The organism is Neobacillus sp. Fa239, assembly GCF_055395235.1.
In genome coordinates, this window is the sequence record NZ_AP041611.1 from 3336693 (window position 1) to 3361335 (window position 24643).

25 protein-coding genes are annotated in these 24643 nt (G+C 39.1%); 4 read left to right on the top strand and 21 right to left on the bottom strand.

What is annotated here, in order from left to right; all coding sequences use genetic code 11:
• The first annotated feature begins 112 nt into the window (after positions 1 to 112).
• The 3 genes from ACZ5XR_RS16245 to ACZ5XR_RS16255 are packed head-to-tail and all read left to right on the top strand — an operon-like array spanning position 113 to position 3766.
• Positions 113 to 1588: a spore germination protein gene (locus ACZ5XR_RS16245; RefSeq protein ID WP_464497337.1), complete on the top strand. Its 1476-nt coding sequence runs from the start codon at positions 113 to 115 to the stop codon at positions 1586 to 1588.
• A 20-nt stretch (positions 1589 to 1608) separates the two neighbouring features.
• The gene (locus tag ACZ5XR_RS16250; protein WP_464497338.1) at positions 1609 to 2694 is read left to right on the top strand and encodes a GerAB/ArcD/ProY family transporter; all 1086 of its coding nucleotides are present in this window, start codon (positions 1609 to 1611) and stop codon (positions 2692 to 2694) included.
• The gene (locus tag ACZ5XR_RS16255) at positions 2687 to 3766 is read left to right on the top strand and encodes a Ger(x)C family spore germination protein (RefSeq protein WP_464497340.1); all 1080 of its coding nucleotides are present in this window, start codon (positions 2687 to 2689) and stop codon (positions 3764 to 3766) included. Before ACZ5XR_RS16250 ends, ACZ5XR_RS16255 begins: the two co-directional genes overlap by 8 nt.
• A 42-nt stretch (positions 3767 to 3808) precedes the next feature.
• Here ACZ5XR_RS16255 and ACZ5XR_RS16260 read toward each other — a convergent pair whose 3' ends face one another.
• From ACZ5XR_RS16260 to ACZ5XR_RS16275, 4 genes are all read right to left on the bottom strand, one after another.
• The gene (locus ACZ5XR_RS16260) at positions 3809 to 4924 is read right to left on the bottom strand and encodes a Ger(x)C family spore germination protein (RefSeq protein WP_464497341.1); all 1116 of its coding nucleotides are present in this window, start codon (positions 4922 to 4924) and stop codon (positions 3809 to 3811) included.
• On the bottom strand, positions 4921 to 6030 hold the full coding sequence (locus ACZ5XR_RS16265) for a GerAB/ArcD/ProY family transporter (protein WP_464497343.1): 1110 nt from the start codon (positions 6028 to 6030) through the stop codon (positions 4921 to 4923). The genes ACZ5XR_RS16260 and ACZ5XR_RS16265 overlap by 4 nt, the downstream gene beginning before the upstream one ends.
• Positions 6020 to 7507, bottom strand: a complete 1488-nt coding sequence (locus ACZ5XR_RS16270) for a spore germination protein (protein ID WP_464497345.1) — start codon at positions 7505 to 7507, stop codon at positions 6020 to 6022. The genes ACZ5XR_RS16265 and ACZ5XR_RS16270 overlap by 11 nt, the downstream gene beginning before the upstream one ends.
• A 116-nt stretch (positions 7508 to 7623) precedes the next feature.
• Positions 7624 to 9891, bottom strand: coding sequence for a helicase C-terminal domain-containing protein (locus ACZ5XR_RS16275; protein WP_464497346.1), 2268 nt, complete (start codon positions 9889 to 9891; stop codon positions 7624 to 7626).
• Positions 9892 to 10040: 149 nt separating this feature from the next.
• Here ACZ5XR_RS16275 and ACZ5XR_RS16280 point away from each other — a divergent pair, with 149 nt between their 5' ends.
• A complete protein-coding gene (locus tag ACZ5XR_RS16280; protein ID WP_464502343.1) occupies positions 10041 to 10784 on the top strand; it encodes a YqcI/YcgG family protein in 744 nt (247 codons plus the stop codon).
• On the opposite strand, the gene ACZ5XR_RS16285 is transcribed toward ACZ5XR_RS16280, so the two are convergent.
• The 17 genes from ACZ5XR_RS16285 to ACZ5XR_RS16365 form a co-directional block, all read right to left on the bottom strand.
• Positions 10781 to 12022, bottom strand: coding sequence for a glutamate-5-semialdehyde dehydrogenase (locus ACZ5XR_RS16285; RefSeq protein ID WP_464497347.1), 1242 nt, complete (start codon positions 12020 to 12022; stop codon positions 10781 to 10783). The genes ACZ5XR_RS16280 and ACZ5XR_RS16285 overlap by 4 nt on opposite strands.
• Complete coding sequence (gene proB, locus ACZ5XR_RS16290; RefSeq protein ID WP_464497348.1) at positions 12015 to 13142, bottom strand: glutamate 5-kinase; 1128 nt, start codon at positions 13140 to 13142, stop codon at positions 12015 to 12017. The genes ACZ5XR_RS16285 and proB overlap by 8 nt, the downstream gene beginning before the upstream one ends.
• 231 nt (positions 13143 to 13373) lie before the next feature.
• Positions 13374 to 13574, bottom strand: a complete 201-nt coding sequence (locus ACZ5XR_RS16295; RefSeq protein WP_464497349.1) for a helix-turn-helix domain-containing protein — start codon at positions 13572 to 13574, stop codon at positions 13374 to 13376.
• A 149-nt stretch (positions 13575 to 13723) separates the two neighbouring features.
• Entirely contained in the window at positions 13724 to 14371 is a 648-nt protein-coding gene (gene deoC, locus ACZ5XR_RS16300; protein ID WP_464502344.1) for a deoxyribose-phosphate aldolase, read from the bottom strand.
• Positions 14372 to 14545: 174 nt separating this feature from the next.
• Complete coding sequence (locus ACZ5XR_RS16305) at positions 14546 to 14809, bottom strand: EutN/CcmL family microcompartment protein (protein WP_464497350.1); 264 nt, start codon at positions 14807 to 14809, stop codon at positions 14546 to 14548.
• On the bottom strand, positions 14809 to 15084 hold the full coding sequence (locus ACZ5XR_RS16310; protein ID WP_464497351.1) for a BMC domain-containing protein: 276 nt from the start codon (positions 15082 to 15084) through the stop codon (positions 14809 to 14811). Before ACZ5XR_RS16310 ends, ACZ5XR_RS16305 begins: the two co-directional genes overlap by 1 nt.
• Complete coding sequence (locus tag ACZ5XR_RS16315) at positions 15085 to 15369, bottom strand: EutN/CcmL family microcompartment protein (RefSeq protein ID WP_464497353.1); 285 nt, start codon at positions 15367 to 15369, stop codon at positions 15085 to 15087.
• Positions 15370 to 15384: 15 nt separating this feature from the next.
• Complete coding sequence (gene rpiB / locus ACZ5XR_RS16320; protein ID WP_464497354.1) at positions 15385 to 15840, bottom strand: ribose 5-phosphate isomerase B; 456 nt, start codon at positions 15838 to 15840, stop codon at positions 15385 to 15387.
• On the bottom strand, positions 15837 to 16676 hold the full coding sequence (gene tpiA / locus ACZ5XR_RS16325) for a triose-phosphate isomerase (RefSeq protein ID WP_464497355.1): 840 nt from the start codon (positions 16674 to 16676) through the stop codon (positions 15837 to 15839). Before tpiA ends, rpiB begins: the two co-directional genes overlap by 4 nt.
• Before the next feature lie 11 nt (positions 16677 to 16687).
• A complete protein-coding gene (locus tag ACZ5XR_RS16330; protein WP_464502345.1) occupies positions 16688 to 16966 on the bottom strand; it encodes a BMC domain-containing protein in 279 nt (92 codons plus the stop codon).
• A 122-nt stretch (positions 16967 to 17088) separates the two neighbouring features.
• The gene (locus ACZ5XR_RS16335; protein ID WP_464497356.1) at positions 17089 to 18516 is read right to left on the bottom strand and encodes an aldehyde dehydrogenase family protein; all 1428 of its coding nucleotides are present in this window, start codon (positions 18514 to 18516) and stop codon (positions 17089 to 17091) included.
• Positions 18517 to 18518: 2 nt separating this feature from the next.
• On the bottom strand, positions 18519 to 18818 hold the full coding sequence (locus tag ACZ5XR_RS16340) for a EutN/CcmL family microcompartment protein (protein WP_464497357.1): 300 nt from the start codon (positions 18816 to 18818) through the stop codon (positions 18519 to 18521).
• Positions 18815 to 19591, bottom strand: a complete 777-nt coding sequence (locus ACZ5XR_RS16345) for a hypothetical protein (protein WP_464497358.1) — start codon at positions 19589 to 19591, stop codon at positions 18815 to 18817. The genes ACZ5XR_RS16340 and ACZ5XR_RS16345 overlap by 4 nt, the downstream gene beginning before the upstream one ends.
• Entirely contained in the window at positions 19566 to 20216 is a 651-nt protein-coding gene (pduL, locus tag ACZ5XR_RS16350; RefSeq protein WP_464497360.1) for a phosphate propanoyltransferase, read from the bottom strand. The genes ACZ5XR_RS16345 and pduL overlap by 26 nt, the downstream gene beginning before the upstream one ends.
• The gene (locus ACZ5XR_RS16355; RefSeq protein WP_464497361.1) at positions 20216 to 21172 is read right to left on the bottom strand and encodes a sugar-binding transcriptional regulator; all 957 of its coding nucleotides are present in this window, start codon (positions 21170 to 21172) and stop codon (positions 20216 to 20218) included. The genes pduL and ACZ5XR_RS16355 overlap by 1 nt, the downstream gene beginning before the upstream one ends.
• Positions 21173 to 21562: 390 nt before the next feature.
• On the bottom strand, positions 21563 to 22918 hold the full coding sequence (locus tag ACZ5XR_RS16360; RefSeq protein ID WP_464497362.1) for an aminotransferase: 1356 nt from the start codon (positions 22916 to 22918) through the stop codon (positions 21563 to 21565).
• Between the two features lie 114 nt (positions 22919 to 23032).
• Positions 23033 to 24493 (bottom strand): CoA-acylating methylmalonate-semialdehyde dehydrogenase, encoded by a 1461-nt coding sequence (locus tag ACZ5XR_RS16365; RefSeq protein WP_464497363.1) that lies wholly within the window; start codon positions 24491 to 24493, stop codon positions 23033 to 23035.
• Positions 24494 to 24643: the final 150 nt, after the last annotated feature.

Consider the following 24643-nt stretch of genomic DNA (forward strand, 5'->3'; position numbering starts at 1 on the left):
TCCAAAAATAATGTCTTAATTTGCGCTTTCCCAGGAAAGCAAAGCTTCCTTATTTGCATAAAAATTCTTATTCATCCAATACTAAGAAAAAGTTTTATTGAGGGAAAATAAAATGAAGGAAAATTCAACTGATTTACGAAAAGAGAATCAAAACTGGATTGATCGACTATCCAAATCGAATGACTTTGTTCATGAGAACACATCATTAAAAGATTCGGATCCATTTTGGCTTTCATACTTTCGGACACTTATTTCTTCTGATATCTTACATAAAGACGTATTACCTTATTTAGAGGAGCAGTACACATTAAAGGATTTAAAAAATAAAATTCCTGTTCAAGAGATTATTTATACAAAGGATTCAGACAATATCATTCAAAACATTATGAATGGTTGCATTGCCATTCAATTAAAATCCGATGATGACGCTTGTTTATTAATCAATATTGCCAACAATAAATTTCGGGATTTTGGGATGCCGTTAGTGGAAACCTCTGCTATCGGCCCCCAAGTAGGATTTATTGAAGAATTAGACCCCAATATTAATCTCATCCGAAAAAAATTGCCGATTCCTGAACTACTTGTCAAGGAAACAATTGTTGGAGAATTGTCAAAAACAAGAGTAGCAGTTATTTATATAGATGGAATTGCCGATTTGGAAAATGTAAACACCGTCATTCAAAGAATCAATGATATTCAATATGATCATATTTTGGATAGTTCTTATATCTCATCCATGATTGAGGATAACTCTAATTCATTGTTCCCACAATCGATTTCAACAGAACGAGCTGATCGCGTAGCGGCAGGATTATCAGAAGGAAAAATTATCATTGCCGTTGATGGATCGCCAAATCTCATCATTCTTCCTGTTACTTTAATGGAATCTTTTATTGCGATGGAGGATTATAGTTATTCTTGGATTATTGGAAATTTCTTCCGGATACTACGATTGGTTGCTTTTTACCTTTCAACGATGGTTACTCCATTATATGTAGCCATCATGACCTATCATTATGAATTAATACCTGCCAAGTTACTTGAAACACTTGTTGGATCAAGGGCATCTGTTCCCTTCCCTCCTTTCTTAGAAGCTTTATTTTTAGAATTAATGATTGAAATGGTAAAAGAGGCTGGTATCCGGTTGCCATTAAAAATCGGGCAATCACTTGGAGTTGTCGGTGGAATCGTAATCGGACAGGCAGTGGTGGAAGCGGGGTTAACAAGTAATGTCCTGCTAATATTAGTAGGACTTGGGCAATTAGCTTCTTATACATCGCCTGTCTATAAATTCAGCAATACCATCCGCTTTATTAAATTCCCTGTCATTTTCCTTGCCCAATGGTTTGGGCTGTTTGGGGTGTTTTTTGGATTACAATTTACTAGTTTACATTTACTTAGATTAACGTCACTTGGGCATCCATATGTAAGTCAGTACCCCATCCGTAAAACTTCTTTCCAAGATTTATGGGTCAGGCTTCCTTTTTCTATGCAAAAAGAAAATCCAACAAACCTAAGACCTCAAAAGAAGAGAAAATCTACAGGTACTAAAAAAAACCCAGAACCAGTAAACGATTTTTATGAATAAATCGTAAAGGGGTATCTAAATTGCAAGTAAATCGTAGGCATCAGGTTTCACCTTATTTAGTCTTCTTTATTGTCTACAATTCTCAAGTGGGAGTAGGGATCCTGGGATTCCAAAGAACCATTGCCGCGAAAGCAGGATTTGATGCCTGGATAGGTGTGTTAATAGCCGGTTGTTTAGTTCAAGCTTTTATTTGGATTATGTATAAACTTTTAGGGATGGCGAATGGAGATATAGTAGATATCCATCAACGTATTTTTGGCAATATGATCGGGAAATTTTTCAGTTTCATCATCATGTTCTATTACTTTTTGGCTAGTGTATCCGTCATACTAGGGTATATTGAAATCGTACAAGTTTGGATGTTTCCAACCATCCCCTCATGGGTTCTTTCTACTTTGATATTACTATTAGTGTATTATTGTGTATCTGGAGGATTTCGCGCTGTTGCCGGAGTTTCTTTTACAACGTTGTTTCTTCCACAAATTTTACTTATCGTTTTATATATTTTCCCTTTAAAAATTGCTCATTTTTCAAATTTGCTTCCTGTTTTAAACCATTCCTTTTTAGATATGGTGGATTCCGTTAAAGGCTCGATGTACACATTAGCAGGAACAGAGACATTATTAATGTACTATCCTTTTATTAGAGATCCTAACAAGTCTCGCAAATTCGCTCATTTTGGCGTTTTGTTTACCACCTTATTATATACAGTTTCCGCTATTGTTTCTTTTACCTATTATAGTGAAGACCAGTTAAAAACAACCATTTGGGGAGAATTAGCGATAACGAAAATCATCAAGTTATCTTATTTAGAACGATTTGAATACGTATACATCTCTATGTATTTGTTGATTGTTTCAGCATTGCTCGCTCTTTTATTATGGTGTGCAAGCAGGGGGATTAAGAAAATTTTTTCTGCAAAGCAGAAGTATATTTTGTTAATAATTTGCTTCTTTATTATATTGATTAGTCAATTAATAAACGATACATTAAGAGATCTTGTGGACAAATACGTCACGCAACTGAATTTATGGATATTTTATGGTTATATCCCATTACTCTTACTGGTTTTTACCTTAGTAAAGAGAGGTAAACAAAATGGTTAGTCGATCAGTGCTTTTGGTGTTTATCGTTTTTTTATTAACCGGTTGCTCGTTTCTCCCAACATATATTGTTAATGAAATCAATATGGCCCAGGGCATTGGGTATGATTTGGCCGAAAAAAATAAGATAAACGGTACCTTTGTATTTCCAACCTATAAAAAAGATAAATCATTTACTGAAGTCAAATCAGCAATTGGAGAATCTAGCAAAGATATACGGACCCAATTAAGTAATGAAACACGCTTCCCTTTAGTAAGTGGACAGCTCCGACTTGCTCTTTTCGGAAAATTCCTCGCCAAAAAAGGAATTTTAAATATCGTTGACACCTTAAATCGTGATCCTTCCATTGGTAGTGTTGTGCAAATGGCGATTGTGGATGGAAATGCGAATGAATTACTTAATATAGAAAAAACGAAAATAGAAAATATTTCTATTTTTATACAAGAAATGCTTGACCAAAATATGAAAATTGGAATTATTCCTCGCTCTAATTTAGAAACCTTCTTATTTCAATATTTTCAAAAAGGACAGGATCCGTATTTGCCTCTTCTTAAAAAAGAAGGAGATAATATCAAAATAATTGGTATGGCTTTATTAAAAGACGATCATTATGTCTTTCCCATTTTTTTTGAGGATTTATTTATTTTTAAATGTTTGGTTGACAAATACAAGCATGGTATCCATCAATTCATTTTAGAAAACGGTGACAAGGTTCTTCTTGATAATCTTGATTCAAAAACAAAATACCAAGTAAAAACAAGAAACGGCAAACCTGATTTTACAATAAATATAAAGTTGAAAACTCGGCTTCAGGAATTCACTTCTCCTAAGAAAAAAAGGGTCCCAATTGATAAAAAAAAGCTTCAAAAGCAAATTGAAAAGCAATTAGAACAAAATACATTACAAATCATACATCTATTTCAAAAAAAGAATGTCGACCCATTAGGCTTAGGTGCAAAATTTAAGGAGCATGATCGACATTTTAACGAAAAACAATGGAAAGCTTTCTATCCATCAGCAAAAGTTCATGCTAAAGTTGAGGTTGATATCATACAAACCGGAGTCGTCGATTAATCAAAAAAAGACCCATCATTGATGGATCTTTTTTTGCAGCTATTAAAAAATAATTCCTCTTTTGACGGTTTCAACCTGAACATGTATTTTAAAAGGCATTTTCGGATAAACCTGCTCCCAATTTAATCTCTTCCACTCTTTGTTATGGTCAGCGATTAAATACCGGGCAATTCCAAAGGCATCGCAATTTGCTTTTTTAAGAGTTGTTAATACCTCATTTCCTTCCTCTTCAATCCTTCGTGCTAGTTTTTTATCAAGTGCTGTGACATCCTTTTTTTCTACTAATGATCCGTTCGGATACTCATTTATTTCAATAAAAAGCTTCATGTTTAAGACTGCTTCTGGTTCTCCATTTATTATATTTATTTTCATTTTCCTTTTAATCTTCTTTACGGAAAAGGATACAAAATTCTTCATATTTTGATCCGTATTTTTTAGACTTTCTGTTAGCTTAATATCCTTATTTTTTTCCCCCTTTGCCATTAACAATATAGTTGATTTATTTCCTTTTAACGTTTCTCCTGTAAAGCTTCTATGATGGAACAAAGCAATTCCTGTGACTTTCACTTTATCCTTATCCATTTGTTCCATGTATGGCAGGGTCAAATCCTCCCCTTCGTCAAACAAACTGGTGAGAATGGTTTGCTGATTTTCGACTGGAACAATGGTATGTTCTTCAGCGCTTTTAATGAGATCAATGAGTGCCTCACTAATCAAATTCTCCTTTAGTCTTTTCAATTTGATAATATAAGAGGTCCGGCCATGCACGACAGCAACTTTTGCTGCAAGAGAACTTCGCGAATCACGAAAAGAGACATCAAAATAAGGGTATAGATCTTTCTTGGCTATGTCTTCGCTAATTAATATGATTCGTAATTTGTTGGGGGCGTAAACACCTGGGATTTGTTTATCCACCTCCAATCTATTTTCCCTCAATGTATGTCCTACTTCTTCTACAATGTAGTTCACTGACTCACTTTGTCCACCAGAAATCATTTTACTTGTACGAATGGATGATGTTGTTTTTACCTCGTTATTTTTTTCCAAATCATATCCAATGCTGAGGACAAGTGAACTATCCTTTAAAAGTTGTTCATCCCAACAACCTGTAAGGAAAATTAACGTCATCATGACGATCAATCCTTTTACATTTTTCACATTGGATTCACTTCCTTCTTTTCCTTTGTGTGAAATAAAAAGGACAAAATAATGGTTAACAATGGAATGCCTGCAGTAAAGATATAGCTTAAAAAAGGAATCAAATTGGATTGAGCTAAAAATGATTCACTTCTCTCTGGAAGAGCCAGTACTAGAAGATAAACAAGTACCGCGATTACAACCGTTGGAATGGTTCGATTTTTTATCCGAAATAGAGTGCAAATTCCAATATTTGATAGATATAAATAGGAAACATAACTGGTCATGATCATGACTATCCATAAAGAAACAACAATTAGATCAAGTCGTTCAATAACGCCAAAAATCGTTAACGATTTAAATAGATAAAGGATTGGTTGAGGAATCAACATCATTTCTTTTGAACTAAAAAACATAATACAGGTTAGCATCACATAGAGATAGGTGGCTGTTATGAAAACAATTGAAATGAAAGAGGACTTTACATTGTTTTTCAACTTGCCACGAACAAAAGGTAAAATAATTAATAAGCTATCAAACCCTAAAAATGAAGGAATACTGCTTTGGCTTCCTTTTAATATTTTGCCAAATGATACCTCTGTTACAGGAAATAAATACTTCCAATGAAAATTTGGGATCGCTGCTAGATTCATTAACATAAGAAAAAGAATAATCCAAAAGCTTAACTGAAAAAAATACGTGATAATTCTTAGATTTTCTTTTCCTAAGTAAATTCCTATCATCAGCATTAAGAATAATATTACCCATGGAGGAGTATCCGTTAAAATCCAATTTGAAATAATCATCATGAATGACTGATTAATATTGATGCAGATGAGGAAAAAATAAACAAGGTATCCCACAATAATTAATTTCCCAATCCATTTTCCAAAAACAACGGTACAAATATCATAAATCGTTCGCTTAGGAAATCGATAATTCAGATAAATATAAGTCAAAACAAGTAATTCAACAAGAACACCTGTTATCAAAATTGAAATCCAGGATGCTTGAAATGCCTCTTTGTAAACCATATTTGGGAATGTCAAAATCCCTTCACCTATCATATTCAAAACAACAAAAAAGAACATCTGAAAAGAAGTAATACTCTCTTTGTTATTCTCCATCCTCCGACCACCTCTTCTTACCAGTGGATTGCTTTTGATTAATTGGTCTAGCAGTACTAGGGCGGTTCTTCATCTTCCAATAAGGAACCCTTATCAGGCTATCTTTCATTTCGGACCACTTTATTGGTCCTATAGGGGCGAAGTAAGGAGAACCAAAGGATTCTAGTTTTACTAAATGAATAAATAAAAGGATGAAGCCTACAACAATACCTACTAATCCTAAGAGTGACGCTGCAAAAATCATCGGAAAACTTAATAATCGTATCGATGAACTCATCTCGTGGATCGGCACTGTAAAAGAGGATATGGCCGTAATAGCGATTACAATAATCATAGTATTCGAAACAAGATTTGCTTCCACAATGGCCGTGCCGATTACCAATCCTCCCACAACAGCAACGGTTTGTGACATAGATGTAGGAAGACGGATGGAGGCTTCCCTTAATAATTCCAATGTAAGCTGCATGATCAAGCCTTCAATAACTGGAGGATATGGAACATATTCAAGACTTGATTTAATATTTGTGACTAATTCGTAAGGAAGAATTTCATAATGAAAGGATACAATGGCGATATAAATCGATGGCAAACTAATACAAATTAAAAACCCGATTAAACGAATGCTCCGTAGAAACGAACCCAATATAAACCTTGTATTATAGTCATCAGGAGATTGAAAAAATGAAAAAAATGTAACCGGCATGATCGATACCGTTGCGCTCCCCTCAACGATCACAGCAATTCGACCATCCATCAAATTTGCAACAACCCGGTCTGGCCTCTCTGTTTCCAATATTTGTGGAAAGGGTGAAAAGGAGTTATCTTCAATAAATTCCTCTAATTTTCCTGGTGTTAGATTATTTTCAAGTTGTATGACAGAAATTCGATACTTTACCTCTTCAATTACTTCGGGGTTCGCGATATTATCCATATATAGAATGGAAACATGGGTAGTTATTTGGCCTTTCCCCACACTAAGGAACTCGCATTTTAATTTTGGCGTTCTGATCCGATTCCGGAGCATATTAATATTTTTGTTTAAGTTCTCAACAAAGCCGTCATGTGAACCACCAATGATTTTTTCAGAATCAGGTTCCCGAATAGCCCGTGATTCAAATAAACTAGTATCAAGCAGATAAGCGCATTTAGAATTTTCATCAAAAATTGCCACTTTACCATCCAATAAGCCAAGATATACACCCTTAAAGTCATCCGTGGGTTTTATATCTCCAACGGGCAATTCAAGTATAGAGTCCTTTTGATCCAACTTGAAAATTTCGCTTACTACTCTTCCATTTACAATGTCCTTGTTCGTAATCGAATCAATAAACGCAATCCCGATTCTTCGTCCCTTTATCTCAAAAACTCTCGTCTTATAATCATGCATTTTAGAAAAAGTGTTTTCTAAAGTTTGCATATTCATTTCAAAATCTGAATGGATGGAATCTATGCTTTTTGTTAACTTCTCTTCAAACATTCTGATCCTCCAATTAAAAAGTAATTATAGGTTTCTTCAAATACATTCCAGCTATACATTTGACAATAGGAAAAAAGAGCGTTATCACTGACGATAACACTCTTTTTTAAACTAATTTATATGACTGTAAATTGCCGCCACTCCTCTGGCAGAAGTGATTGATACTTTCTTTGTAAAAATCGATCATCGACAAGAACGATCGTTCCATGATCATTTTCCGATCTGATTAACCTTCCTCCCGCCTGCAGCACTTTATTCATCCCGGGATATACATACGAATAATCATACCCATTCTTGCTTTGGGCATTAAAATGATCTTTTATCAGATCCCGTTCCATACAAAGCTGCGGCAGACCGACACCAACAACAATTACGCCATTTAAGCGATTTCCTATTAAATCAACGCCTTCTGAAAAAATCCCGCCTAGGACGGCGAAACCTACAAGTGTTTCATTATGATCAGGCTGAAAGGAATTCAGGAAGGCCACTCTTTCTCGTTCATCCATACCGGACGCCTGGACAATCGTTTTCGTTTCTGCATCCGCTTGGCTAAATTGTTCGTACACTGAAAGTAAATACTGATAGGACGGGAAAAAGATCAGATAATTACCCGGACGGCTTTTAATTAGGGAATTGAGCAAATCAACAATGATATCCTTCGTTTTTTCCCGATCACGATAACGCGTTGATAATGGTTTAATAAAGACATCGACCTGATCTTTTGAAAAAGGAGAGGGAATTGATAACGTGTAATCCTCCTCTTTTCCCCCAAGGATATCTTTGTAATAGGGAAGTGGTGCTAAAGTTGCCGAAAAAAACACTTTGGAAAGAAAGACTCTGCTCATTTGGGAAATCAGTTTGGAGGGATCAAGGCAAAACAATTTGACGGTTAGATCGTTGCGATTTTTTTCCGTGTAAATCACATATTGTTCATCAACTAGCGCTGCGATTTTTAAAAAATTTTGCACTAGGAAGTAAGCTTCCAAAAGGGTTTGGGTATGTTCACCCTTCCTTAGGACCTGCTCGGCCTCTTCAACAAATCCAATAAGCTTTTCTATAAATTCTTCCTCTAATTTTTCAAGGATCCCGTCCTGCTCCTTTTTCCAAGTAATGAAATAAGCGTTAATCTTGCCTGCCGCCTCATGTACCTTCTTATTAACCCCTTTGAAGACTTTTTTTAATTGAAGAAACAGATCTTTGTTTAAGGCCGCAGAAAACATTTCCCGGCCGCGGTCGACTAGATTATGCGCTTCATCCACCAGTATAACCGTTGATTTTTTTTGCTCCTCCAACAGCCGTTTTAACGAGACGCGAGGATCAAAAATATAATTATAATCACAAATGACCATGTCCACCACATAGGCAAGATCGATCGAAAATTCAAATGGACAGACTGTGTGTTTCCGTGCATATCTTTCGATCACTTCACGGGTCAAACTTTCTTCGTTAGCTAATATGTCAAGGACCGCATCATTGATTCGGTCAAAATAACCATTGGCAAATTCACAATAATCCTTTTGGCATTTCGTTTCATCCTTGAAGCAAACTTTGTCCTTTGCTGTTATGGTAACGGAATTTAAACAAAGTCCACATGTACGCATTTTGTTTAAGGCTTCCTCTGCCGTGGTACGTGTAATGGTCTTAGCGGTTAGATAAAAAGCTCGATTTACAAGCCCTTCTCCCATTGCTTTTACTAATGGAAAAAGAGTAGAGATTGTCTTGCCAATACCGGTAGGGGCTTTTGCAAACAGACTTTTTTCCTCTGTAATGGTTTTATAAACGGCACCTGCTAACATTCTTTGCCCTTTCCGATACGTTTCAAATGGGAACGGCAACTCTTTAATACTTTTATTTCGTTTGCTTCGATGCTCGAACTGAAGCAATGCAAAAGGAGAATAGCTTTTAATGACCAAGTGGACAAAAGACTCCAGTTCTGAAAAGGAATAAACTCTAGACAGATGCCTTTTCGCTTCTGTTTCAAGATGAACATAGGTTAATTGGACAGTCATTTCCTTTAAATCATGATCCGTTGCATACATATAGGCGTACATTTTCGCTTGGGCCCAGTGAACAGGATAACCGTCCGTTTCTATTCGTTCAACAGGCTTAATGGTAGACTTGATTTCATCCACAATCACGCTTCCTTCTCGAAACAAAAGCCCGTCACATCTGCCGTCAACGGTGTAACGAAGGTCTTCAAAAGGAATTTCAGTCCTAAGATATACTTCCTTCTGATCGCCATCTTGATAGGTTTTTTGAATTTTTTGATGGGCCCTTGTCCCATCTAAGAGTGTAGCTTGCGAACGGAATTGATGATCAATACTTCCTGAGCGAAAAACATGTTCCACAAGTGTTCGAACTGAAATCTGAACCACATTTAACAAAAAATCACCATCTTATCGGATAGAGAATGTATGTTTGTATTTTTATTATAGCAGATTATTTTTCGATAAGCCTATTTTATTGGATGGTTTCTAATAGTCACTCACCCATTCATCGAGAATGAATAGTTTATGGAGGAGGAGGGCTATTGATGAACCTATATACGAACCATTCACTAAATACTCTTGACGGCTGGAAAAAGAATGCCGTCCAATTATTTGCTGAAAAATTATCAGATAAAGACAAACCCTTCCCCTGTATTCCAGCCACGATGGGTTTTCAACAGAATCACTTTTTGTATGGGTTTGTTTCAGACCCAAGGGAAATAACTTCTGCCAATGAACTTGCGACAATATTAAGCGATTATTCCAAAATATATAAAAGTTGCGGTGATTATACATCCCTTATTGTCTTTTATGAAACTCCGGCTGATTTTCGAGAAACCATGAATGTAGAAGCGTTTGAGAAGGTATTTTGGGAACAGCTTAATCAAGTATGTGAAAGAGATCCAATAGAATGGCCTGCACATATTCCTGCTGATCCAAATAACCCATTATGGGAATTTTGCTTTCATGGGGAACAGTATTTTATGTATTGTGCAACCCCTGCACATAAGAAGCGAATGAGCCGCCATTTTCCTTTTTTCATGCTGGCTATTACACCTAGATGGGTTTTAGAATCCTTTCGCTCTTCCAAATTAAATGTGGATAAAATAAAAGCAAATATCCGTAAGCGTCTCAAGAATTACGATACCATTGGTATTCATCCCGATTTAAACACTTACGGACATCATGATAACTATGAATGGAAGCAATATTTTCTGCATGATGATGATACCGGTCTGACGGAATGTCCTTTTCATAAACTCTCTAAAAAGACAGGTGATGACCTTTAACCCCGAATTTGGCCCGTTCCAAGCACCAGCGCTTTTGTAGTCGTGATGGCCTTTAAACCCATTGGTCCTCGGGCATGCAGCTTTTGCGTGCTAATGCCAATTTCAGCTCCGTAGCCAAACTGTTCCCCATCAGTAAAACGGGTCGATGCATTATGATACAAAACAGCGGCATCTACTTGCTTGAAAAATAATTCGACGTTTTCTTTATTCTCACTAATGATCGCTTCCGAATGCTTCGTCCCATATTGATCAATATGATCGATCGCTTCATGAACATCCCGGACTAATCGAACAGCTAAAATGGGTGCTAAAAATTCTGTATGCCAATCTTCTTCAGATGCATGGTTAACGAACGGATAGCTGCTGCATAAACGTTCATCGCCTCTTAATTCGACTCCTTTTGTATGAAAAACATTTAAGAGATCGGAAACAAACGGCCACTTCTCGTGGATCAATAATGTTTCAGCGGCATTGCAAACAGAAGGCCGATGTAATTTGGCGTTTATGGCAATCTCGAGTGCCATGTTCTTTACTGCGGAATGATCAACAAAGACATGGCAATTTCCAACACCTGTTTCTAACACAGGAACCGTGGCATTTTGAATGACCGATTGAATTAATCCCGCACCCCCGCGAGGAATAAGGACATCCAAGTACTGATTTAATTTAAACATTTCGGAAGCCGTTTCCCTGCTTGTGTCCTCCAATAATTGCACCGCATCCTCCGGGACCCTTGAACGAACAAGTCCTTTTCGCATCACTTCTACCAGCGCTTTATTGGAATGGAGCGCGGAAGAACTTCCTCTCAGCAATACAGCATTCCCTGCCTTTAAACACAGGCTTCCCGCATCAACTGTCACATTTGGTCTTGCTTCATACACCATTCCGACGACACCAAGTGGAACCCGAACCATTTGAATTTTTAATCCATTTGGCCGCTCCCACGAATCGATGGTTTCTCCAATGGGATCCTCTAAAGTGGTCAATTGTCGAATTCCCTCGACAATCCCATCTACTCTCTCGCTAGTCAACAATAAACGATCCAACAATGAATTAGAAAGGCCTTTTTCTCGTCCGGCTGCAATATCTTTGGCATTTTCTTGCAAAATCAACTGTTTCTCATTCATTAGCTGGTCAGCCATCCCAGCCAATGCTTGATTTTTGTCTTCAGTTGACAGCGTTCCTAATTCTTTGGCTGCAACTTTAAGTTTTTTAGCCTTCTCAATCAGCTCATTCAAGATTTGGTTCCTCCTTTAAAATAGCAACCCAATGATCACGATGGATCACTTCAGCGCGTTTATTAATAGAAAAGTCTTTCGAATACTCACCTTGTAAACCTTTAACCTTTTGTAATACTTTGGAAGAATAATAGCTTTGCCCTTTGCCAATCATTTTTCCATTTTGATTGCGGACCACCACAACATCCAAAGCATTAAACTCCCCCATAACCTTTGTTACTCCCACGGGAAGAAGGCTCTTACCCTGTTGTACGATTGCTTTTTCCGCCCCGTCATCGATTTCAATTGTGCCCCTGACAGGAGAATGATAGGCAATCCATTGTTTTCTCATTTGCATTTGCGTCTGGAATGGTCCTCCGATATAGGTTCCATCCCCCTTTCCTGCCAAAATATCAGCAAGTTTTTCCCTGCCCGCTCCACTGCCAACAAAAACACTGACACCGAGGGAAAGAGCTTTTTTTGCTGCCAACAGCTTTGATTTCATCCCTCCCGTTCCGAGAGCCGACCCTTGACCACCGGCAGCTTCCAGTAGTTCATCCGACACTTCCGGGATAAAAAAATATTTCCGCGCATCCCTCGATACTTTCGGGTTTCCATCGTATAGGCCGTTTACATCCGTTAAGATCATCAATGCATTTGCATGTAAAAAACCACTTACCAGTGCTGAAAGCATGTCATTGTCACCGAACGTTAATTCCTCGATGGCAACCGAATCATTTTCATTTATAATCGGGATTGCCCCTCTTTGCAGTAACTCATGGATCGTTGAATATAGATTGTGGAACCGTTCCTGGCTGTAAAAATCTTCACGGGTAATTAAGATTTGCGCCGGGATCATCTGAAACTCATTAAATAGTAAATGATAGTGCTGCATTAACAGCCCCTGTCCAACAGCTGCAGCCGCCTGCTTTCGCGCTACATCTTTTGGACGAATTCGATATCCGAGTGAACTAAATCCAGCTGCAACTGCTCCCGATGAAATTAGAATAACATCATGACCTTGTTCTTTTAAGAAAGCTAATGCTTTGACATGATCTCCCATTTTCTGTTCAGAGATGGTCCCTGATTCATTTGTAAGAGAACTGCTTCCGATTTTGACAACCACCAGTTGTTTCTTCATTCGATTCGTACCCTTCTTCTCTAAATAAAAAAAGGACGGAAAAGTCGTTTCCGCCATACATCACTTGTCCTAACCTTTTCCGATTTTAAGATTTTAATTGATATTATCCTAATAAAGGTGAAACTTGTCAAGATAGGATTTTGAAAATTAAAATTTATCGCAAAACGAAATAATCTTCTAATCTATAAAACAAAAAAATCGCCGCTGGGCGATTTTTATTTACCATTTACATTAAATTGACATATCACCAATGGAGAAGGAGCATCGGAGCACATCTGAAATCTTATACAAGTCTGAAACTTGAATGTTCATTTCCCCATCTTCAATTGCATTGATTGTTTCGGCTTCAATGCCTGAAAGTGAAGCAAGTTTTTCAATTTCCATTTCTCGGTTTAATCTAATCTTCTTTAGTTGGTGTCCAATATTTGTCATCAACTTCACCCCTTAATTATGTAAGCGATTACATAATAATAGAATAATTATATTCAATATTTTAAAAATTTACAATACTTTTAAACTAAGAGGCCAATACTTTTTTAGTTTCTCCTATAGAACACTATAGGAGAAACTAAAGGATATTCTTAATACCCTGTCCCTTTTCCGCCAGTAATGATCGCAATGCTGGAGCTTGCTCCGATTCTAGTCGCACCGGCTTGAATTAATTTTCTTGCCGTATCTAAATCTCTTACACAGGCAGATGCTTTCACACCCATTTCTGGGCCGACTGTTTCACGCATTAATTTAATATCTTCAGCTGTTGCACAGCCTGGTCCAAAACCTGTAGATGTTTTGACAAAATCAGCACCAGCCATTTTTGCTAGAATACAAGCTTTTTTCTTTTCTTCCAGCTCTAGAAGACCTGTTTCAATAATGACTTTGACAGGCGCATGACCTTTTGCCGCTAAAACGACACCTTCAATGTCCTTTTTCACCGTTTCAAAATCACCAGATTTAAGGGCCCCAATATTGATCACCATATCGATTTCCGTGGCGCCATTTGCAATAGCATCTCTTGTTTCGGCTATTTTGACAAACGTGCTTGTCGCACCTAACGGGAAACCAACAACCGTTGTAACGCCGACACCTGAACCTTTAAGCTCTTTTGCGGCTGTCTGAACCCAATATGGATTCACACAAACAGTTGCAAAATGATGTTCCTTTGCTTCTTCACAAAGCTTAATGATTTGATCCTTTGATGATTCCGGTTTTAATAATGTATGGTCAATCATTCTGGCAACGGAAGGACCTGTAATGATATTGGAGGAAGAACCTTCTTTATAGGAAACATTTCCGTTTTGGAGCGGTTTCGCATTCTTAAGCTCTTCTTTATTGGTCAATTGCTGTAAAATTTGATTGGTAATTTGTTCAACTAATGCTTCAATTTGCATCGTGCTCACCCCACATTATTGTAATCGGTCAACGATTCCGGCGATGACGGCATCAAAGGCCCCTTTTGGGTCGCCTAATATTTCCCTCGCCGAGCCGCCCTCTTCAATAATCAGCACATAATCGCCCACTCCTGCATGATAATGATCAATGGCAATCATGGCATCACCGCATTCTTTGCCCTTTTCATCTACAGGAATGACGACCATAAGCTTTTTCTTTTGATGGCTGTTCGTCTTAATCGTTGATACGACGTTTCCAACGACTTTCGCTATCTTCATTATTTTGCAGCTGGAAGGATTTTTTCAATATCGGAATGTGGTCTTGGGATAACATGCACGGATATGAATTCACCAACGCGCTGTGCAGCAGCAGCACCTGCTTCTGTAGCAGCTTTAACAGCCCCAACATCACCGCGAACCATCACAGTGACCAAACCTCCGCCAACGTTTACTTTTCCTAATAGCGTTACATTTGCTGCCTTTGTCATCGCGTCTGCCGCTTCAATTGCTCCTACTAAACCTTTTGTTTCAATCATTCCTAATGCGTTATTCATTTACTTTTCCTCCATTCGATGTACGTTATAATATTCGATAATTCCCATAATCCCTGCGTCAGAAGGGACCAAATCTTTGTTCAAGGGGATGGAAGACTCTTTACTTTTTGCTAAGTATACAAGGTCTCCCTCTCCGGATTGTCCAATCGTATCTATAGCCACAAGTGGTTTACCTTTATCATTCAATTGATCATCAACAGGTTGAACAATCAGCAGCTTTAAGCCTTTTAAATTGTCATCTTTGTGTGTGCAGATCATGTTTCCTATCACTTTGGCTACAAACATCTCTAAACCTGCTTTCTAGCGTCTTATAAAACGACTCTCAATTTCCATAATCTTTGTCACTCGGCGGTCATGACGGCCACCGGCAAAGTCGGTTTCTAACCATGTTTTCACTAACTGCTTCGCAAGACCTTCACCGATAAATTGTCCGCCAATGGAAAGGACGTTGGCATTATTGTGCTCGCGGCTGTTGATGCAAGAGGATAAATCCCAACAAACGGCCCCACGTACACCTGGAATTTTATTTAAAACCATGCCGCTGCCGACACCGACACCATCAATCATGATTCCTACATAATCATCATGTGTAGCTACTGTTTCCCCTACAAGGAAAGCAATATCCGGATAATCAACAGATTCCTTTGCATGACAGCCGAAGTCCAGATACTCATAGCCTAATTCGGTTAAATATTTTTTAAGTGATTCTTTTAATTCGTATCCACCATGGTCACAGCCAATTGCAACTTTCTTCATTTTACTTGTTCTCCTTTGGCAAATACTTCGATTATTTCGTCAAAAGTGTGAGCCTCTAAACTTGCCCCACCAACCAACACACCATCAATATCAGGAAGCCTGCAGTATTCAGATGCATTTTTTCCATTTACGGAACCGCCATAAAGGATGGAAATGTCCTGTCCCATTGGTCCGAATAGTTCGGTTAAGAGCGATCTGATATAGGAGTGTGTTTGACCCGCTTGTTCTGCCGTCGCCGACTTGCCTGTTCCAATGGCCCAAACCGGCTCATAAGCGATGATAAATTGCTTTGAATGAATCTCTTTCAATGCACCGGACAGCTGTTCTGCCAATACTTGCTCTGTTTGCTGCAGTTCCTTTTGCTCTAACGTCTCTCCAATACAAATGATTGGCGTCAGTCCATTCTTGATTGCCTGTTTTACCTTCAAATTAACGGAATGGTCTTCCTCAAGGAAATACTGTCTTCGTTCCGAATGGCCGACAATCACATACTCACACCCGACATCCTTTAGCATCGATATGGATGTTTCTCCTGTATATGCCCCTTTTTCAACCCAATGGACATTTTGTCCGCCCAACTGAATGGGTTTTTCCAGTTGTTTAAGGCATAGCTGCGCTGGATAAAGCAATGGTGCAGGAGGACAAACAACCACATTTACATCATGACTACTGTTGATTTTTTGAAAAAATTCAGCCGTGTCAGCAAACGAATGATTCATTTTCCAATTGGCAATGACATAGGTTTGACGACCTGTCATGCTTGCCTGATTACCCATTGATTGTACAATCGTTTCTCTAACGAGAGTTTTTATATAATTCTCAAAAGATTGTGTCATCCTCATTCACCTTATTCGGCTTTTGGTAAAATTCCATCCACTTCATTGTTAGGACGTGGGATCACGTGTACAGAAAGAAGGGAGCCAACGCGCTGAGCTGCTTCTGCTCCCGCTTCCGTGGCTGCTTTCACCGCACCAACATCACCGCGTACCATAACTGTTACAAGACCTGCGCCTACTAATTCTCTGCCAACTAGAGTAACGTTAGCAGCTTTCACCATTGCGTCAGCTGCTTCAATTGCACCAACTAAACCTTTTGTTTCGATCATTCCTAATGCTTCTTGACTCATTTTATTTCCTCCTTTTAGGGACTCTGGTTTCGTTTTTTTGGATGTTTCTTTCTTTTTAACTGTTTCATTTTGCGAGGTTTCTTGGTTCACTTCTTCTAACTCTGCCAAAAATAATCACCACACTATATTATTCTTAAACCATCCACTAATACGCAGCGTCGTTGACGGGTAAACGTTTTAGCGGAGGTTAATCCTTCACCGGTTGGGCCAGCTATGGTTAAGGTTGTGAAGCCTTCACTTTCAAATCCTAAGCCAGCAACAGAAGGTCCATTTTTCACAAAAATGGTTGCTTGAATTTCCTGTGCCATTTTTGTTAAGTTTGTAATATTTTGAGAATGCATAATAGCCGTGTGACGATTTCCTTTTTCAGCAATAACGGCTAATTCAATCGCTGTATCAACATCCGGTACTCTGACGATTGGCAGGATCGGCATCAGCATTTCGGTCATAACGAGCGGGTGATCCTTAGAAGTTTCTGCAATAATTAGTCTCGTTTTTGAATCCGCTTGAATATCAGCTGCCTGTAAGATGACATGGGCATCCTTGCCAATGAAATCTCTGTTCGGATAAAACTTATCATTTTTCTTCGTTAATACTTTTTCCATCACCTTTTCAAGCTGAAAACCTTTTACCTCGAATGCGCCATTCTTGACCATTTCAGCTTTAAGGGAATTGGCTGCTTTATCTACAACAAAGACTTCCTTCTCGGCCGTACATAGAACATTGTTATCAAAGCTAGCCCCTTTCACAATGTCTGCTGCTGCCTTCGAAATAATAGCCGTTTCGTCAACGACTACCGGAGGATTACCCGGACCGGCTGCGATGACCTTTTTCCCAACTGCCATTGCCGCTTTCACAACAGGACCACCGCCAGTAACCACAAGTGCGTTAACATTAGGGTGATTCATCACTTGAGCCGATGTTTCAAGATTCGGAGCAGCAACGGATGTCAGTGCGTTCTCCGGCCCTCCTGCTGAAACAATTGCCTGATTTAATAATTTAAGCGTTTTAATGGAAACCCTCTTGGCACTTGGATGCGGGTTATAGACCACTGTATTTCCTGCAGCAATCAGTGAAATAGAGTTATTAATGACCGTCGCCGCCGGGTTAGTCGATGGTGTGATGGACCCAAAAACACCAATCGGAGCAAATTCAACGACTGTTAAGCCATTGTCGCCGGAAAATGAAGTAGTAACTAAATCTTCCACACCAGGTGTTTTATTAATCGCCAATAGTATTTTCGCAACTTTGTCTTCCACCCTGCCTAATGCTGTTTCTTCCACGGCAAGCTGAGCCAATTCCTCAACATGAGCGCGGCTTATTTCTCTCATCTTTTCAATCATTAATCTTCGAGTTGCCAGTGGCAGCTTGCGCAGTTTCCCCCATGCTTCCCTGGCAGCCGCGGCAGCTTCGTCAACTGTCGCGAATACGCCATCACCTAAAGCAATGGAATCTGGTTCTGGTGCAGCGCTTGCATGCGTCGTGCTTTGACCTAATTGCTGAAGAACTTGCTCCACCATTTTTTTAATATCCGTTTCATTAATCTGCAAAACTAGTTACCTCCTTTTCTAAAAGTCAAGGAACCTTGTATTTCGATTTGATCGACGATGCCAATGATTGCCGCGTCAACGGGAACACCATTAGTAATTTCCGTTTGTCTTGCGGAGCTTCCGCTGACAACCAATACGACTTCGCCTTCCCCTGAACCAACTGTATCAATAGCGACAAGGGGTTTGCCGTCCTCCTTGATCGTTTTCATATCTAGTGGAGTCACAATTAAGAGCTTTTTGCCGACTAGTTTTTCTGCTTTTGTGGTAGAAACAATCGAACCCACCACTTTCCCGATGATCATAGCACCCCTCCTTTCAAGGAATCCTGTTTAATCAATTCTACTTTTAATTCCTTGGCTAAATCCTTCGCTACCGGGGTAATCCTGCTCTCTTTAGGGATAACCAATTGTTTTAGACCATCCTGATGAGCGGTTTCAATATGTTTTCCTAAAATGAGGGCTTGTTTTTCCCGATATGCCTTCAGCTGTTCTTCAACTGCGGCTGTAAGCTTCCTGAGCGGTTCCCATTTCACGCGATCAGAGCGGATTTGTCTTATGTATGACTGCAATCGGTTCTGGACCGTATGCGGCGTAAGGATTTGCTGGTATACATTTGGTTCAACATGATTGCTGGCTATCACAATCGGTTTCCCCTGCAATTGATACTGAATCGCTACCCATACCGGAAATTCATCATCAATGGTTAACGCAAGTTTTGATAAAAGACTGTAAGAAGCAACAGGTACGACAAAAATCGATGAACGCTCGACCAAATTCCTTATATCTTCTGTCGTCGTTTCTTCAAGGAGCAAATAGTGCTCACCCGCTAATGCAGGGAAACTTGACAGCCACTCTTTTGTTACAATTAGGGTTACATCATATGAATCCAGCAATGGAGCGATTGTCTCCATCACCTCAGAAGGATTGGCTGATGGATAGGCTAATAGGAAGGTTGCCTTCTCTCTCGGTTCACATTGCAATTGTTCTCTTAAGTAGGCTTCAACAACCTCCTGCACCAGCTGCTTTACTTTCGTTTCCAAATCCAAAGCTTCAGCCACCACCCTTACTTTCAACACAGACAATTTCTCCAAGCTGGCCGTTTTTGATATTGGCGGCATTTGCTTCATCAATATCTATGTGCATTTCAAGCTTATATTTAGGTGAGACGCGGATTAATACATTGGTAAAAACGACCCCTCGTTCTCCCTCGGTTTTGACATGGACATAATCTCCATTTGAAACGCCAAATGCTTCGCCGTCACTCGTATGCATATGAATATGGCGACCGGCACAAATTAACCCTTCATGAATATGAATTTGCCCCCTCGGACCCTGAATCGTAATCGGGGCAGTCCCTTTAATGTCACCTGAATGACGAATTGGCGGCTTAACACCTAATGTAAAGCCATCAAATAAGGATACTTCCACCTGTATGAGACCTCTTGCCGGACCTAATACTCGGACATTTGGAATTTTTCCTTTTGGACCGATTAACGTAACGGTTTCCTTTGCCGCAAATTGGTTTGGCTGTGATAAATCTTTGAACTTAGTTAATTGATATCCCTTTCCGAAAAGCCTCTCCACATGCTCCGCTGATAAATGTATGTGACGATTAGAGGCGGCGATCGGTACCTGCTTTGGTTTTTGCAGAGTATTTTTCACCACTTCCTCGACAATGGCTCTAATTTGTTCTTTATCCATTAATGTTCATCACCCCCCATTTCGAGCAAAGCCTTAGCTGTAAATTGATCCGTAATAAGAACGTTGGCATGGCGGCCACGAAGTGCTCCGAAGATCCCATCGATTTTACTGCTGCCGCCAGCAATGAGAATGCCATATTCTTTCTCAGCTAAAAACGGAAGTTCAATTCCAATCGTTCGATCATTCAGGGTAGGATGACTGATTTGTCCAGCAATATCAATGAATCTGGAACAAATATCTCCCACGGTTTGATTCAACCGGAGGATTTCGATATCACTTTCCAAAAAGTATCCGGCATGCATTAGGGTGGATTGTTCACCAGGCTCACCAACTGTAAAAATAGCAATATTCGCTTTCTGGCCAATCTCTAATAATTTTTTAACATGTCTATCCGCAATAATTGCCTGCTTTACTACGGTATGGTCTACAACGGCCGGAACTGGCAGGAAATGAGGGGTAGTATTAAAAGCAGCCGCCAGACCGTTTATGATTTCTGATGCATATGTGTTCGATTCTGAGTAACTTAACCCGCCATTAAGCTGGACAATTGTAACATCCTTAACATTCTTGGGATGGATTTTTTTCACTAGCTGATATAATGTTGTTCCCCAGGTAATCCCAATGGTATCTCCGCTTTTGACAATCTCATATAGATATCCTGCAGCAACTTCCCCAAGCTTTTCTTTGATTAATTCGTCATCATACTGAGGAATTGACGCAACGATGCAGTGCTTTAGTTGAAATCTCTCTTTTACATTTATAGCAAGTTGTTCAACATCCTCTTCAGGATTAATGATTTTAATATGAACAACTCCTTCTTCAACTGCCTGTACGAGAAGCCTGGAGACGGTGGGACGGGAAATGCCTAACTTTTTAGCGATTTCTTGTTGGCTGTAGTCTAATTGGTAATACATTTTAGCCACTTCCACTAAACGCGAAATTCGTTCATCCGCCATTGCTATTCACCTAATTTTTTAAAATATGATTATTGTAAATGAGTAAAAGAAAACGGTTACATGAAGAGTTAAAAAAAAGAAATATGATAAGTAGATTCGTGATGAAATTATGTAAAGATTAGTCTGAACATTTGCTAATTTCATTATACCTTACGTTCCCCTTCTGTCAATCATCTCTTTCAAAAAATTGTGACATTTTTTTGCAATATAATTTAATTGTTGGCTAAATATTCGATTTTTCATCAAAATTACTATATACAGATATAGAAAAATAGATGTGCATTTTGTTCGCTTCATACTTTTATGTTTGACAAAATTTTGGTGATGTTCTTTTTCATAGCAAAAAAAACACTCGTCATCCAAGATGGCGAGTGTTTCATTATAAAGCACTTAAACTAATTTATTTAATGCTTCCGTTAAAGTTTTAACAACAAACTCTAAATCTTCTACTTCAATATTAAGCGGTGGTGATAGGGTTAAGACATTATTGAAACCAGCCACGGTTGCGCCGTTTTTGCCGATCAATAATCCTTTTTCCTTACAATTCGCGATCACTTGATTCACTAAACTTACATCAAGCGGTTCCTTTGTATTCTTATTCTTCACCAATTCGATACCGATCAAAAGGCCTTTTCCGCGAACATCACCCACATACGGATTTTCTTGCAATAGGTTCTTTAAATCATTTAATAATTGAGCACCTAAATCACGAGAACGGTCAAATAATTTCTCTGATTCCATGATTTCAAGATTTTTCAGTGCCAATGCGCAGGCAGCAGGGCTTCCGCCGAATGTATTTACATGACGGAAATAATCATATTCTTCCGTTCCCTTGAAGGCTTCGTAAATTTCTTTACGAACAGCTGTAGCTGATAAAGGCAGATAAGCGCTGGTAATACCTTTAGCCATGGTAATGATGTCTGGTTTTACACCATAATTCATGAAGCCAAATGGCTTACCTGTGCGGCCAAATCCACAAATAACCTCATCGACAATAAGAAGAGCACCGTGTTTTTCACAAATCTCTTTTGCTGCTTTCATATAGCCTTCATGTGGTACAAGAACTCCACCGCCTGTAATGATTGGCTCCATTATCATCGCCGCAATGGTTTCGCCAAGCTCCCAAGTCATTACATTGTCAATCGCCTTAACGGACGATAACTCATGCGGGTCAGACACATTTGTATCGTCACGGTAGGAATCTGGTGGGGCAATATGAACGAATCCTGGTGCAAGCGGCTCATATTTAAATTTCCTTTGCGCTTGACCAGTAGCTGCCAATGCCATACCAGAGTTACCATGGTATCCACGGTAGCGGGAAACGATTTTGAAACGATTTGGTTCACCATTTTGCTGGTGGTATTGTCGGGCGATTTTAAATGCCGTTTCGTTTGCATCAGAACCGCTATTCGAGAAGAAGATGACGTATTCATCTCCAAGCATTTCATTCAATTTTTCAGCTAGTTTAATAGCAGGTACATGACTTTGAGAAAGCGGGAAATAAGCTAATTCTTTTAATTGCTCATAAGCAGCTTCAGCAAGCTCTTGTCTTCCGTAACCAACATTGACACACCATAGGCCTGCCATCGCATCTAAATAACGGTTTCCATCCACATCTGTTACCCATGAACCTTCAGCCTTTTTAGCGACAAGGGTTGCCTTAGGATTATAAGGCTTCATTGCATGCCAAAGATACCGATCATCCTGCTCGAGTAATGTTTCCTGAGAATCACTTGTTTTTACCATTATGTTCACTCCTTTTTTTTATTAGATCAATTTTTAGCTTTTCCCAAAATAAGCTTTTAAAAGAAGCGCCCAGCCGCTCGTATCTATCGGTTAACGGGCGCTTCCCTATTTTATTTAGAATCTAGAAGTAATCATTTTTTTACGAGTATAGAAGTTTAAGCCGTCTTTACCGTTTACATGGAGGTCACCGTAGAATGAATCCTTCCAACCTGAGAATGGGAAGAAGGCCATTGTTGCAGGTACGCCTACGTTAATGCCAAGCATTCCGGCATCAGCTTCTTCACGGAATTGACGAACTGCTTTTGCATCGTTTGTATAAATGGTAGCGCCGTTACCAAATCTGGATTTACGGATATATTCCAACCCTTCATCTAAGTCCTTCGCACGTAGAAGACTTAGTACAGGAGCAAAAATTTCTTCCTTAGCAATCGTCATATCTGGTGTTACATGATCAAAAATAGTTGGTCCCATGAAATTTCCTTCAGGAAGGTCATTGATTTCTCTGCGGCCATCTCTGATTAGCTCGGCACCTTCTGCGATTCCTTTTTCGATATAACCAAGGGCTCTCTCGCGCTGTTCCTTACGGATTACAGGAGTCAAAAGCACCTCATCTTCCATACCGTTTCCGATAATTAATTCATCAGCTGCTTTACTTAAAGCCGCAAGGAATGGTGCATTGTCACCGACAACAACCACTGCACTACATGCCATACAGCGCTGTCCGGCACTTCCGAAAGTGGAACTAATAATATTTGAAACAGCCTTGTCTAAATCGGCATCCGGCATAACAATGTGATGGTTTTTGGCACCAGAAAGGGCTTGGACACGCTTTCCTTCTGCAGCTGCACGCTCGTATACATATTTAGCAACTGGCTGTGAACCAACAAATGAAATAGCAGCAATATCTTTATGGTCAAGTAAACCATTAACAACATCATGTGCACCGTGAACGACACTCAATACTCCTTTTGGAGCACCAGCTTCAGTGAAAAGCTCGGCTAATCGATTAGCTAAAAGCGGAGTGCGCTCAGATGGTTTTAATACGAATGTATTTCCACAGGCAACCGCCATTGGGAACATCCAAAGTGCAACCATCATCGGGAAGTTAAACGGAGTAATACCGCCCACAACACCCAATGGATAACGGAACATTTCTGAATCGATATTTTCAGCAATTCCAGAAAGATTTTCACCCATCATTAAGGTTGGTGCACCAGCAGCGAATTCGACACATTCGATTCCCCGTTGAACCTCGCCATAGGCCTCTTTGAAAGCCTTTCCATTTTCCTGAACAATCAATTTGGCAAGCTCTTCATGGTTGTCGGATAACAAAGTATGAAACTTAAATAGGATCCTTGCTCTTTTTGGTACAGGAACATTTTTCCAAGATTTAAAAGCATCTTTGGCAGCTGCAACAGCTTGATTAACATCTTCCTTCGTTGAAACAGGGACCTTAGCCAAAATTTCATTTGTTGCTGGATTTAATACATCAAGAGTTTGCTCGCTATTGGAGCTTACCCATTCACCATTGATATAATTCTTTAATACAGTTGTGTCATTCTTTGTAATACTCATGTTTTGTCCTCCTAATTTTTTAGAATAATTTTTAAGTAATGGAAAACTTATAAGTTAATTATCGCTTATCTTTTCATAGGTTTCATTAGACAAAGTGTAAAATTAGCGTTGCTAATTTTTCGACAATTTGAACAATATTGAAACCTTTAA

What these genes read in the sequence shown, in the direction of transcription:
- ACZ5XR_RS16245 (WP_464497337.1), top strand. Translation starts at nt 113, where the DNA reads ATGAAGGAAAATTCAACTGATTTACGAAAAGAGAATCAAAACTGGATT.
- ACZ5XR_RS16255 (WP_464497340.1), top strand. Translation starts at nt 2,687, where the DNA reads ATGGTTAGTCGATCAGTGCTTTTGGTGTTTATCGTTTTTTTATTAACC.
- ACZ5XR_RS16265 (WP_464497343.1), bottom strand. Translation starts at nt 6,030, where the DNA reads ATGGAGAATAACAAAGAGAGTATTACTTCTTTTCAGATGTTCTTTTTT.
- ACZ5XR_RS16270 (WP_464497345.1), bottom strand. Translation starts at nt 7,507, where the DNA reads ATGTTTGAAGAGAAGTTAACAAAAAGCATAGATTCCATCCATTCAGAT.
- ACZ5XR_RS16280 (WP_464502343.1), top strand. Translation starts at nt 10,041, where the DNA reads ATGAACCTATATACGAACCATTCACTAAATACTCTTGACGGCTGGAAA.
- proB (WP_464497348.1), bottom strand. Translation starts at nt 13,142, where the DNA reads ATGAAGAAACAACTGGTGGTTGTCAAAATCGGAAGCAGTTCTCTTACA.
- ACZ5XR_RS16295 (WP_464497349.1), bottom strand. Translation starts at nt 13,574, where the DNA reads ATGACAAATATTGGACACCAACTAAAGAAGATTAGATTAAACCGAGAA.
- deoC (WP_464502344.1), bottom strand. Translation starts at nt 14,371, where the DNA reads ATGATTGACCATACATTATTAAAACCGGAATCATCAAAGGATCAAATC.
- ACZ5XR_RS16305 (WP_464497350.1), bottom strand. Translation starts at nt 14,809, where the DNA reads ATGAAGATAGCGAAAGTCGTTGGAAACGTCGTATCAACGATTAAGACG.
- ACZ5XR_RS16310 (WP_464497351.1), bottom strand. Translation starts at nt 15,084, where the DNA reads ATGAATAACGCATTAGGAATGATTGAAACAAAAGGTTTAGTAGGAGCA.
- ACZ5XR_RS16315 (WP_464497353.1), bottom strand. Translation starts at nt 15,369, where the DNA reads ATGTTTGTAGCCAAAGTGATAGGAAACATGATCTGCACACACAAAGAT.
- rpiB (WP_464497354.1), bottom strand. Translation starts at nt 15,840, where the DNA reads ATGAAGAAAGTTGCAATTGGCTGTGACCATGGTGGATACGAATTAAAA.
- tpiA (WP_464497355.1), bottom strand. Translation starts at nt 16,676, where the DNA reads ATGACACAATCTTTTGAGAATTATATAAAAACTCTCGTTAGAGAAACG.
- ACZ5XR_RS16330 (WP_464502345.1), bottom strand. Translation starts at nt 16,966, where the DNA reads ATGAGTCAAGAAGCATTAGGAATGATCGAAACAAAAGGTTTAGTTGGT.
- ACZ5XR_RS16340 (WP_464497357.1), bottom strand. Translation starts at nt 18,818, where the DNA reads ATGATCATCGGGAAAGTGGTGGGTTCGATTGTTTCTACCACAAAAGCA.
- pduL (WP_464497360.1), bottom strand. Translation starts at nt 20,216, where the DNA reads ATGGATAAAGAACAAATTAGAGCCATTGTCGAGGAAGTGGTGAAAAAT.
- ACZ5XR_RS16355 (WP_464497361.1), bottom strand. Translation starts at nt 21,172, where the DNA reads ATGGCGGATGAACGAATTTCGCGTTTAGTGGAAGTGGCTAAAATGTAT.
- ACZ5XR_RS16360 (WP_464497362.1), bottom strand. Translation starts at nt 22,918, where the DNA reads ATGGTAAAAACAAGTGATTCTCAGGAAACATTACTCGAGCAGGATGAT.
- ACZ5XR_RS16365 (WP_464497363.1), bottom strand. Translation starts at nt 24,493, where the DNA reads ATGAGTATTACAAAGAATGACACAACTGTATTAAAGAATTATATCAAT.